Genomic DNA, 10,351 nt, shown 5'->3' with positions numbered 1-10,351 from the left:
TAGCCCGATTTCAACGCCGCTTCGTGCCGGCAGGAAACGGCCGGCGGTCAGTGCCGTGAATGCCTGCAACCCACCCAATGCGGACCTGACGCCAACGCGCTGATTGGGATGACGGCCTTGGAAGCAAGCGCCCTAGCTTTGCAGGTTTGAGCTAGCCGGGCGGCCGGCGCGCATGTCCAAGCCTTCGGGCTAAAGGCGCCGGCGTGTATGCTCAAGCACGTTCTCAACGCCCGGCGGGACGACAACTTACGGTAAGGGCTTGCCAAGTGGGTCGCCCATTGGCGAGACTCGAACGTAATGAGAACTGACCTCGATCATCTTCCCGAGCTGCAGCAGCGCGAACTGGCGCGGGTGACGCAGACCCTGCTCGCCGAATTCGACGCGGCGGTCGCCGGCGGCACCCAGCCCTTCCGCAAGCAGGGCCGGGTCCTGAAGATCGCGCTGTTCGGCAGCTATGCGCGCAACGATTGGGTCGACGAACCGGAGAACGGCTACCAGTCCGACTACGATCTGCTGATCATCGTCAGCCACGAGAAGCTGACCGAGATCGCCGACTACTGGTACGTGGCCGAGGACAAGATCCTGCGCAATCCGGAGATTGGGCGGACGGTCAACATCATCGTCCACACCATGCAGGAGGTGAACGAGGCGCTCTCCAAGGGGCAGTACTTCTTCACCGACATCGTCCGCGACGGCGTGCTGCTTTACGAGTTGCCCAATCATCCGCTCGCCAATCCAGCGCCGCCGACGGCGAAGGACGCCTACGAACTGGCAAGGGGATACTTCGGCAAGCAACAGGCCTCTATGGATTCATGGCTTGAGCTTGCTGAACACGCCCGCTTGAAGGGCGAAGGTGGCGACTGGCCTAGCAAGGCAGCCTTCAATCTCCACCAGGCAGTCGAGACGGCCTACGCCTGCTTCCTGTTGGTGCGGACGCTTTACTTCCCGCGCTCCCACAACATCAAATTCCTCCGCTCGCTGGCGGAACAGGGCGAACCGCGGTTGATCTCGGCTTGGCCGCGCGAGCAGCGCGCTGACCGTCGGCGTTTTGAGCTTCTGAAGCGGGCCTATGTGGAGGCGCGCTATTCGACCAGCTACGAAATCAGCGCCGAGGACTTGCTGGCGCTGGCGTCCGAGGCGGCGGCTTTGCGCGACATCGTCGAAACTGTCTCCCGCGAGCGTTTGGACGAACTGCGACGGCAGACCGGTCTCTAGCGTTCATCCTTTGAGAGGCCGCGAGAATTCGCCCCCGCCGCATGGATAACTTGATTGCCGATCCTTTTGACGCCATATTGCGTCAGAATATGTGGCATTTAAGGGAGTGCGATCCGTGGCCCTGGTGAAGTATGCGGACGGCGGTTTCTTCGCGCCGCGCAAGATCGCCGACGCCCTTCGCACAACTGTTGACGAGGTGGCCCGTACGGCTGGCCTTGGCAAGGACGCGGTGCAGCGCAAGGATCGCTTTCAGTCTCCTAAAACGCAGCGCAGGCTTCGAGAAATGGCCGAGGTGCTCAACAAGGTCGAGCCCAGGTTCGGGTCGGACTTGATCGCCTATGCCTGGTACCGTTCCGAACCGCTGCCCGGCTTCTCGGGCCAGACCGCAATGCAACTGGTGCGCAGCGGTCGGGCAGATGATGTCCTGGACTACATCGACGCGGTCGACGCCGGCGTCCACGCCTGACAAGGCGATGCGCTACGCTGGACCTCTCTATCGAGCTCTCAACCCAATCTATGCCCGAGAACCGATGTCAGGTCGCGGGGCGGCGCTCTACGGAGGCCGCTTCAACGCCAAGGGTGCGCCCGCGCTCTACACGTCGCTCGGCGCGATGACAGCCTTGCGAGAGGCCAACCAAGTGGGCGCGCTTCAGCCCACGACGCTGGTTTCCTACGAAGCCGATATCGAACGTGTCTTCGATGCGCGCGACGTCCGAGCGCTGTCAGCTGAAGGGATGGACCACGCCGCACTGGCAGACGACACGTGGCGCGATCAGATGAAGGCTGCCGGTGAAGCTCGAACCCAGGCTTTCAGCCGAGAGCTGAGCGCGAGGGGCTTTGATGGCCTCTTGGTGAGGAGCTTCGCGGCGGGCGCGGGAGCGCAGGATCTCAATTTGGTCCTGTGGAGGTGGGGCCCCTCCCTCCCCTGTCGATTGCAGCTGATCGATGATGAGGGGCGCCTTGCCGAAGTCTAAAGGGCGCCTCGGTGGAGCGCGTCAACGCTCCTAACGCCACTCACCAGCTGTGGGAAATCAGGCGGCGAGCCGTCTGACCTCGATGCGCTTGTCCGCCGCCGTGACGGATATCTCATAGTGATCGGCCTGCACGACCTCGCTGATGTTCAATGGGCGATGGGCGACGATGTTTGTTCCGCCGCTGCGCCGCAGACTGTCAAAGATTATCCCGCTTTCCCCGGCAGCTCGGATGCCCTCACCCATCGTCTGAGAAGCTGAGTAGCTGACCGGGTCATAGAGGTCGGGGTGCGTGGACTGTTGGCCTCGAATGTCGAGATACTCACCCAGCAGGGTCGCGCAATAGGTTCGATATGTTCGTTGGGCCGTCGCCAACCCCCTGGCATGGGCCTCGCGTCGCAGATGGTGTCCCACCTCGGCCGCGGCGGTCGATAGCGTGTCGGCGGCGTACCACGCGCCGAGATCGGGTCCGTTGAAGCGCATGCCGCCTGGAGCGACATGAAGGAAGGCGGCCATGACGACGCTGGAATTGGGACGTCCGTAGACCCACTCGTTCTGCGGCAAGCGCGCGATGCGCTGAGCCACCAGTCGATCGTTGGTCCACCCAGCCAGGTCCATGACCGCCTCAAGGTCGGCCAGGGTGGCGACGGTGTCGAAAACGCCGATCGGGGGAAAGCGCGAGGGAACCAGGCGGAAGCTGGGCGTCGGCGCGGGCGCGTGCACAGCCTTCAAGAGAATACGATGTCCGCGTCTGAGTATGGACTGAAGTCATGGTCCAACTCGTTTGGCGGCATGTAGAGGCCGCCGCGCGCTGCATCCAGGAAACGCCGGACAGCAAGCAAGCCGTCCTGGGTTCCGCTCACAATGAGCGCCAAAGGCGGGTGGCCGCCAAACACCGTCGCGCGATGGGGGATGCGCAGCCACGCGACGGCGTCCGCCTCGTTCGCGTGAAGCACACCTAGTGCTTGGTGGATCCCTAGGATGGACGAAATACGGATGAGCACGTCGACATCGAGGGTGATGTCGCGATGCTCACGGGCCGACTTGGCCCAGTTGTGAAATGTCGACCGTGAAGGAAGCCCGAGCACCAGCCGGCGCTGTTCTTCACTAAGGCCCCACAAGTCGCTGATCGCGAGGAAGGTGCGCAGGCCAGGAGCGCTCAAGCGACGTCGATTCTCCGGCGCAAAACGCTCCACGTCCAGCCGCGGCGGCCCCGGTTGAATATCTCCGTCCAAGCGGGGTTTGGAAGACACTTCATTCTCCGATCAGAATTGGACATAGTCCAAATTTGTACAAACGTCAAGTTTGCCTGATCAGGCGAGCCTCCGGCTCTCGCTCTTGGGCGAGGTGTCATGCGGCAGGGACCGCTCGGAACCGTCCAGAGCAGGCGGGGTTGAGACTAGGTCCCCAGGAGAACGAATATGACCGATCAAAAACAGCCGCCTAAGCCTGACAACAACGACACCTCCAAGGTGCGCGAAGACGAACAGCTGAAGCCGGCGCCGGTCGATCGCGCCAAGGATGACGGCGGCGGCCTGTCTACCGGCGTCGATACCGGCGCCATCCAACCTGGCAATACCGGCGACGCCAGGATCTAGGCCAGCAAGGCTCTGGCGCCGCGGTGTCGGAGCTGCCGCCCCGCCTAAGTACGGGCCTGTCGGGCCATTCTTGAGATGCCGCACGCATCTGAAGCCTGGCCCGCAGCCTTCAAGGAACAGACCATGGCGAACGAAAATCAATCCCCCGGCCGCAAGGCCAACGCCGCCGAACCCCTGGCGCGCCGCTCGGGGCTATTGTCGGACAAGGCCGTCGAGCGTACGGGCCTGAAGTCTCGCAAGGCGGCAGGGCCCGATGGGCGCGATGCTGCCGTGGTTGGCGCGACCTTCAAGAAGAAGCCTCAGTAGCGAGTGACCAGCAGAGGCGCTTGGCGGCATCTGTCCCGCTGAGGTGAAGGGCCGAGCTCAGCCTCGGCATGCTCAAGGGCAAGTGGCCCGCTCCGCTAGGGGTTCCGGGAGCGGGCCTTCGCTCAGACCAAATCGATCGGTTCTCCCCCGAGAATCCGAACGAACGCAGCAAGCGGCAGAATGCTGGGGCAAATGTGTGTTGCGCACAAGACCAATACTGATGTCAGCAAGCTCGGTAGGGGGCGTATAATCATCGAGCACGGCCAAGACGCTTGATCGCTGAAGAGAGCGGGCGTTCAGCTTCGCAGTAATCTTCCCAACCGGCGATCCGCTTAAGCAGCTTGGGCACGCTGCGGACGGTGTACTTCGAAGGATCAAGGCCCTTCTTCACCTGCGTCCAGGCCAGAGGCATGGAGACAGGGGCGCCTGGCCGACCGCGCGGCGACAACGGCGCTACCGCCGTCGCCATGCGGTCATTGCGCAGGTAGTCGAGGAAAATGCGCCCTTCCCGATCCTTCTTTGCCATGCTGATGAGGTAGCGGTCGGGAGCATCGGCCGCCATCGACTTGCAGACATCGCGCGCGAACGTCTTGGCGACGTCCCAATCCAGGCCCTTGGCTTTCAGCGGGGTGACGACGTGCAGGCCCTTCCCGCCTGTCGTTTTGCAGAAGGCGACCAGGCCCAACGCCTCCAGTCGCGTGCGAACTTCCTTCGCCGCTTCGATCACGCGCTCGAAGGCGACGTCAGGGGCCGGGTCGAGGTCAAACACCAGTCGTCCAGGCTGCTCGGGCAGGAAGGGGTGGCTGTTCCAGGGGTGAAGCTCAAGTGCGCCAGTCTGCGCGGCTGCGACCAAGGCCTCGACCCGGTCGAATTGCAGGTAAGGCTTGCGGTCTCCCCAAACCTCGACCTCGGTGATCAAGGCCGACTGACCCTTGGCCGTGTGGCGTTGGAAAAACTTCTGCTCTCCATCGATGCCGTCCGGCATCCTGATCATTGAGCAAGGGCGCCCACGAACGTGCTGCAGCATCCATTCGCCTACGCTCTCGTAGTAGCGCGCCAGGTCGAGCTTGGTCACCGCGCCCCCATCACCTCCGTCCGGCCACAGCGCCTTCCCACTGTTTGAGATGTTGACACCCATCACCGTCGCAGCCCCTTGAGGCGTGACCGTCGCGCCCGCAGGACGCGGCTCGGCGAGCGGGGTGGTCCGGGCCGCCGGTGTCTCGGCCTCGACGTCCGCGGCCGGTTTGTCCTCGCGCAGGCCTTTGAACGCCGCCTGGCGGATCTGGCCGTCCCCGGTGAAGCCGGCATATTCAATTTCGGCCACGAGCAGCGGCCGTAGCCAGTGGATCTCGCCGGTTCGGCGCGGCGCGCCAGGCCCTGTGAACGGACTTTGCTTCGTCTCCAGCTCCCGCAGCTTGGGCAGCAGCCGTTGCAGCTTGTCTCTCCCAAAGCCGGTGCCGATCCGTCCGACATGCACGAGATCGCCATCGCGATAGACCCCTGCGATCAGAGACCTGAAGGCATCCCCCGTGGTCGTGTAGCCGCCGATTACAACCTCATGGCCAGCGCGGCATTTGGCTTTCACCCACGTCTCGCTGCGGCCGGACTGGTATGGCGCGTCCAGACGTTTGGAGACCACGCCTTCGAGGTTCATTCGGCAGGCCGATTGCAAAACCGCGTCGCCCGCGCTCGTGAAGTGGTCGACGTAGCGGATGTTCGCGGGGGCCTGGGCGATGTGAGCGGCTAAGCGCGACTTGCGATCGCTCAGCGGCATGGCGCGGAGATCTTCTCGCCCATCGAACATCTGGTCGAAGACGAAATAGACGAGGTTCTGAGTGCGGCCCTCGGAAATCGCCGCCTGCAGGGCCGCGAAATCCGGCGCGCCGCTGGAATCTAAGGCCACGACCTCGCCGTCCAAGACAGCGTCGGCAATGCCCTCGCCGGCGCGAATGATCTGCGGAAACTTGGCGGACCAGTCCAGGCCCTTGCGCGTCATGAGCCGGGCCTGGCCGGCCTCGATGCGCAGCTGCATCCGGTAGCCGTCGAATTTGATCTCATGGGCCCAGTCTGCGCCGGGCGGCGGCCGATCCACCGACTTTGTCAGTTGAGGCTCAATAAAGTCCGGCAAGCGTGCGGCGCTCTTGCCCGCACGCTTTGCCTTTGGCGCAGGCGGCGTGCTCTTGGCGTCCTGGCGGTTGCTGCGCCACACCGGACCAGGACCGGCGCCCTTGCGGGTCATGAACGGAGTGGGCGCGCGGCCTTTTGCAGCGGCGATCCCATCCATCGTGCGGCCGGAGGCGACCGAGCGGTCCGCGGCCGACGGCCCGCCGTCTTCTTCGTCAGCGCCCTCGTCGCGATGTTTGATGAGGATCCAGCTGGCGCGTCCACGGTTGTCGCGGCGGGTGCGCACAAGCACCCAGGATCCGTGCATCCGCTCGCCTTCCATGACGAATTTCAGCTCGCCCTTCGCCAGGGCGCGCTCGACACCTTCAAAGCCTTTCTCCGGCGCCCAGAATCCCCGGTCCCACAGCATGACGGTTCCGCCGCCATACTGGCCCTTCGGGATCGTCCCTTCGAAATCTCCGTAGTCGAGCGGATGATCCTCCACCTCCATCGCCAGGCGCCGGTCGGCCGGATTTAGCGACGGCCCCTTCGGTACGGCCCAGGAGCGGAATGCGCCTTCATGCTCGAGGCGCAGGTCGAAGTGCAGATGGCTGGCGGCGTGCTTCTGAATGACGAACCTTAGAGCGTCTGACGCTACGACCTTCGCATTCTCGCCAGACGGTTCGCCGGTTTCGTTGAAATCACGCATCTCCTGATACTTGGCGAGTTTGCTTGCAGTCATGGCGACCTTCCATGTTCCCGCCTAGTCAACGAAGAGCGCGCGGCGTCGATCCTTCGACGCAAGATGAGATTGTCCCACAGCCGCCCAGAGCGGCGGCGGCGCACTCGCCTTAGGGCTGGCAGGGCCCTCTTGGAGGCGGCCCGAGAGCCGCCTGGGAACTGTAGCGCCAGCCGCAAGAGAGGGCGCAAGTCGAGCGCTCGAGCCGCCTCCCTGCGACGGAACGTGGGAGGCAAACTTGGCCGTTCTCTTGCGAGCGTACGACGCTCAGCCGTCTAACAATTGTTATATAAAGGGTTTTTGTCTGCCCGCACCCTAAGCGCGGCGGAACAGCGGTCGATCAAGACCGTTGGTGGTCCTCAGCAAACTTCGGACCTCACCCATGAAAACCATCCTCCCTCATATCGTAGCGGCGTGCCTCGTGGGGGCCTGTCAGCCTGCGGCCGACGAGCAACGCGCCGCGGGTCAGACGAACGAGGTCGTCAATGTGGCGCAGGATGTAGCGGGCGCCGCGACCGGAGTGTCGACGGCGGCTGCGAGCGCCATCAACACCCCGACCTTCATTCGCGACGCGGCGATCGGAGGCATGTACGAAATTCAGTCCTCAAAGCTCGCCCTGACCAGATCCAAGAACCCAGACGTGCGGGCCGCAGCGAACATGATCATCGCCGATCACACGGCCGCCGATGAAAAGCTCAAGGCGCTTGTCGCCTCGGGAAAGGCGCCCGGGCCGTTGCCCACGGGAATGGACGAGCGGCGCAAGGGCATGCTCGACAACCTGACGGGCGCGTCAGCCAACGACTTTGACGACCGCTACCTCGACCAGCAAACGATGGCCCACCACGAGGCGCTTCTGGCCTTCAACGGCTACGCCCAGGCGGGAGACAATCAGGACCTGAAGGCCTTCGCCGCCGCCACTGCGCCCAAATTGGAAATGCATGCGCAAATGGTCACGAAACTCGACCGTTCCACAACGGCAGATGATGAGGCCGGTCACGGCGCTGCGGCTCAACCGAATGCGGTGGGCAAGGCGGCTGACGCCGTGAAGCGCTGACCCCTGGTGGGGCGGACCTGCTCCTTGCCGGGTCCCGATGACTGCCGACCTGGCCCTGGGTTAGCTCCAGGGCAGCACCCAAGTCTACACTTGGCGGACCTAATCCATGCCCCTGCTCGGCTTTCTAAGATTCATCTTCGGTCTCCTCGCCCTCGCCGTCGTTATCGTCGGCGGATACTTCGTCTGGAGTTGGTGGCGAGGCGACACACTCATCGATCTTGCCGGGCGCGCGCAGTGGGTGCGGGGCGAGGTGTGGAGGCTTTGGCTTGGAGCAGGGATGCTCGCCTGGGCCGCAATGGGCCGCGCCGTGGTGCTGGCGTTGATCGCCCATCGAGACAAGGTTCCTTCCCATCCCCGGCGCGGCCTAGGCGAGGCGGTTTGCATCCTTACCGACACCGGCCGTACCCTTTATGTCGAGCAATTTGGCCCAGTTGATGGGCCGCGCCTCATTCTGACGCACGGATGGGGAATGGATTCCACGATCTGGTGGTACGCCCGCGGGATGCTTGCGCGGCGGTTCCGGGTCGTTGTCTGGGACATGCCCGGACTTGGAATCTCTCGGCGGGGACGCACCCAAACCGACCTTGAAGCTTTCGCCGACGATCTCGCAGCCCTTGTCAAATTCACCGGGTCTCGACCCGCGGTCCTGGTGGGCCACAGCATCGGCGGGATGGTGATCCAGACGCTTTTGGCTCGTCCCGGTTTCGCCAGAAATAAGGTCCTTGGCGCGGTGCTGCTGAACACGACCTACACGAACCCCTTGCGAACCATGGTGGCGGCGGGCCTTGCCAAGGCTCTGCGGCGGCCAGTCCTGCAGCCCCTCCTTCATGTTGCGATCTGGCTGCAGCCGCTTGTCTGGGCCAGTGCCTGGCTAAGCTACCTCAGCGGCTCGGCCCATATGGCCAATCGTTTCGGATTTGGGCGTTTCGTGACGCGCAGCCAGCTGGAACACGTCACGCTCCTGGCCACTCGCAACCCTCCAGGAGAGCAAGCCCGCGGAATTCTGGCGATGTTCCGCTGGGATGGGTCAGACAGCCTGCATAGGCTCGACATCCCCGTGCTGGTCATTGGTGGGGACCTTGACCTCGTCACCAAGCTCGAGGCGAGCGAACACATCGCGCGGACATGCAAGCTTGCCGACCTGGTGGTGGTCGAAGATGTGAACCACATGGGAATGCTAGAGCGCGCGGAGGTCTACAACGACCACATCGCCGCCTTCGCCGACCAGCTGTTGGCCCATCGCGCCTGGCCGCCAACCCCGCCTGACTCCCATCTCGGAACAAGCCTGCAGGACGACATGCGGTCTCGATCGGCTTCAACTGACGGCTCGCGCCGCTGAGCCGAACTGGAAGCAGTCTTTCAGAAATCTTTCCACCAGGCCGCTTGACCGTAGGAACAGAGATCCCCCCCGCAGGTTGGGATTCCGAGATATCCCAGGAAACCTGAAAGATAACATATGTTTATGCACAACAAGAGGCTTCAGTACACCGTGCGCGTGGCCGAACCAAACCCGGTTCTCGCCAGTCTGCTCCTCGAACAATTTGGCGGGCCCGACGGTGAGCTTGCTGCGGCGATGCGGTATTTCACACAAGGCCTCGCCGAAGACGATCCCGGCCGTAAGGACCTTCTGCTCGACATCGCCACCGAGGAACTGAGCCATCTGGAGATCATCGGCAGCATCGTCGCCATGCTCAACAAGGGCGCTAAGGGACAATTGGCGGAAGCGGCCATGTCGGAGGCCGAACTCTATCTCTCGCTCACGCGCGGCGGCGACAGCCACACCCAGGCGCTGCTTTATGGCGGCGGCCCTGCCTTGACGAATTCTTCCGGCGTGCCCTGGACCGCCGCCTATATCGACAGCCGCGGCGAGCCGACGGTGGATCTGCGCTCTAACATCGCCGCTGAGAGCCGGGCCAAGATTGTCTACGAGCGGCTGATCAACATCACTGACGATCCTGGCATCAGGGACGCCCTGGGCTTTCTGATGACCCGCGAGATCGCGCACCAGAAGTCGTTTGAGAAGGCCCTCTACGCGATCGAGCCCAATTTCCCGCCGGGTAAGATCCCCGGCGACCCGGCCTTCACCGATGTCTATTTCGACATGTCTCAGGGAGACGGCGACGCCAGCGGCGCATGGAACTCCGGAGAAAACTGGCAGGTCGTCAGCGATCGTGACGCCCAGGCCGCCGTGGACGGGGGAGATGGTTCGGCCACGGTGAAGGTCAGCGCCAAAGAAAAGAAAACGCTCGCGAACATGGCTGCGCGCACCCAGTCTGACCCCACCATCGACCCGATCACGGGCGCTGATCTTGGCGCCGGGCCGGGCGCGGGCGCCACTACTCCCCTAGGCGAGTAGGGCCTGGGG

Annotated in this window: 11 protein-coding genes; 8 read left to right on the top strand and 3 right to left on the bottom strand. The window is 63.6% G+C overall.

Going from position 1 to position 10,351, the window contains the following annotated elements; translation table 11 throughout:
* The first annotated feature begins 297 nt into the window (after window positions 1-297).
* The 3 genes from ASC79_RS19235 (at window position 298) to ASC79_RS19225 (ending at window position 2,189) form a co-directional block, all read left to right on the top strand.
* The gene (locus tag ASC79_RS19235) at window positions 298-1,215 is read left to right on the top strand and encodes a nucleotidyltransferase and HEPN domain-containing protein (RefSeq protein WP_056026168.1); all 918 of its coding nucleotides are present in this window, start codon (window positions 298-300) and stop codon (window positions 1,213-1,215) included.
* 115 nt (window positions 1,216-1,330) lie between these two features.
* The gene (locus ASC79_RS19230; protein WP_056026166.1) at window positions 1,331-1,681 is read left to right on the top strand and encodes an MbcA/ParS/Xre antitoxin family protein; all 351 of its coding nucleotides are present in this window, start codon (window positions 1,331-1,333) and stop codon (window positions 1,679-1,681) included.
* Window positions 1,632-2,189: an RES family NAD+ phosphorylase gene (locus ASC79_RS19225; protein ID WP_369817340.1), complete on the top strand. Its 558-nt coding sequence runs from the start codon at window positions 1,632-1,634 to the stop codon at window positions 2,187-2,189. The genes ASC79_RS19230 and ASC79_RS19225 overlap by 50 nt, the downstream gene beginning before the upstream one ends.
* Window positions 2,190-2,246: 57 nt before the next feature.
* On the opposite strand, the gene ASC79_RS19220 is transcribed toward ASC79_RS19225, so the two are convergent.
* Both ASC79_RS19220 and ASC79_RS19215 read right to left on the bottom strand, forming a co-directional pair.
* Complete coding sequence (locus tag ASC79_RS19220; protein WP_200937245.1) at window positions 2,247-2,804, bottom strand: RES family NAD+ phosphorylase; 558 nt, start codon at window positions 2,802-2,804, stop codon at window positions 2,247-2,249.
* Window positions 2,805-2,914: 110 nt separating this feature from the next.
* Window positions 2,915-3,439: an MbcA/ParS/Xre antitoxin family protein gene (locus tag ASC79_RS19215; RefSeq protein WP_082532267.1), complete on the bottom strand. Its 525-nt coding sequence runs from the start codon at window positions 3,437-3,439 to the stop codon at window positions 2,915-2,917.
* A gap of 168 nt (window positions 3,440-3,607) precedes the next feature.
* Between ASC79_RS19215 and ASC79_RS21230 the strand changes: the two genes are divergently transcribed.
* Both ASC79_RS21230 and ASC79_RS19210 read left to right on the top strand, forming a co-directional pair.
* The gene (locus ASC79_RS21230; protein WP_156378493.1) at window positions 3,608-3,784 is read left to right on the top strand and encodes a hypothetical protein; all 177 of its coding nucleotides are present in this window, start codon (window positions 3,608-3,610) and stop codon (window positions 3,782-3,784) included.
* A gap of 123 nt (window positions 3,785-3,907) precedes the next feature.
* On the top strand, window positions 3,908-4,090 hold the full coding sequence (locus tag ASC79_RS19210) for a hypothetical protein (RefSeq protein WP_056026161.1): 183 nt from the start codon (window positions 3,908-3,910) through the stop codon (window positions 4,088-4,090).
* 250 nt (window positions 4,091-4,340) lie between these two features.
* On the opposite strand, the gene ligD is transcribed toward ASC79_RS19210, so the two are convergent.
* Window positions 4,341-6,935, bottom strand: coding sequence for a DNA ligase D (gene ligD / locus ASC79_RS19205; RefSeq protein WP_056026159.1), 2,595 nt, complete (start codon window positions 6,933-6,935; stop codon window positions 4,341-4,343).
* Window positions 6,936-7,314: 379 nt separating this feature from the next.
* Between ligD and ASC79_RS19200 the strand changes: the two genes are divergently transcribed.
* From ASC79_RS19200 to ASC79_RS19190, 3 genes are all read left to right on the top strand, one after another.
* Complete coding sequence (locus ASC79_RS19200; RefSeq protein ID WP_082532266.1) at window positions 7,315-7,986, top strand: DUF4142 domain-containing protein; 672 nt, start codon at window positions 7,315-7,317, stop codon at window positions 7,984-7,986.
* Window positions 7,987-8,092: 106 nt separating this feature from the next.
* Window positions 8,093-9,325, top strand: a complete 1,233-nt coding sequence (locus tag ASC79_RS19195; RefSeq protein ID WP_056026154.1) for an alpha/beta fold hydrolase — start codon at window positions 8,093-8,095, stop codon at window positions 9,323-9,325.
* A 117-nt stretch (window positions 9,326-9,442) separates the two neighbouring features.
* Window positions 9,443-10,342 (top strand): manganese catalase family protein, encoded by a 900-nt coding sequence (locus ASC79_RS19190; protein WP_056026153.1) that lies wholly within the window; start codon window positions 9,443-9,445, stop codon window positions 10,340-10,342.
* Window positions 10,343-10,351: the final 9 nt, after the last annotated feature.

Origin of the sequence: Phenylobacterium sp. Root1290 (assembly GCF_001425305.1) — a bacterium.
In the GTDB taxonomy this organism is placed as follows: Bacteria; Pseudomonadota; Alphaproteobacteria; order Caulobacterales; family Caulobacteraceae; genus Phenylobacterium.
The sequence above is the reverse complement of the archived record's forward strand: the minus strand, read 5'-3'. Positions and strand labels throughout refer to the sequence as shown.

Coding starts and splice junctions, on each gene's coding strand:
- ASC79_RS19200 (WP_082532266.1), top strand. CDS start 7,315: ATGAAAACCATCCTCCCTCATATCGTAGCGGCGTGCCTCGTGGGGGCC.
- ASC79_RS19195 (WP_056026154.1), top strand. CDS start 8,093: ATGCCCCTGCTCGGCTTTCTAAGATTCATCTTCGGTCTCCTCGCCCTC.
- ligD (WP_056026159.1), bottom strand. CDS start 6,935: ATGACTGCAAGCAAACTCGCCAAGTATCAGGAGATGCGTGATTTCAAC.
- ASC79_RS19235 (WP_056026168.1), top strand. CDS start 298: ATGAGAACTGACCTCGATCATCTTCCCGAGCTGCAGCAGCGCGAACTG.
- ASC79_RS19225 (WP_369817340.1), top strand. CDS start 1,632: ATGATGTCCTGGACTACATCGACGCGGTCGACGCCGGCGTCCACGCCT.
- ASC79_RS19210 (WP_056026161.1), top strand. CDS start 3,908: ATGGCGAACGAAAATCAATCCCCCGGCCGCAAGGCCAACGCCGCCGAA.
- ASC79_RS19190 (WP_056026153.1), top strand. CDS start 9,443: ATGTTTATGCACAACAAGAGGCTTCAGTACACCGTGCGCGTGGCCGAA.
- ASC79_RS19220 (WP_200937245.1), bottom strand. CDS start 2,804: ATGGACCTGGCTGGGTGGACCAACGATCGACTGGTGGCTCAGCGCATC.
- ASC79_RS21230 (WP_156378493.1), top strand. CDS start 3,608: ATGACCGATCAAAAACAGCCGCCTAAGCCTGACAACAACGACACCTCC.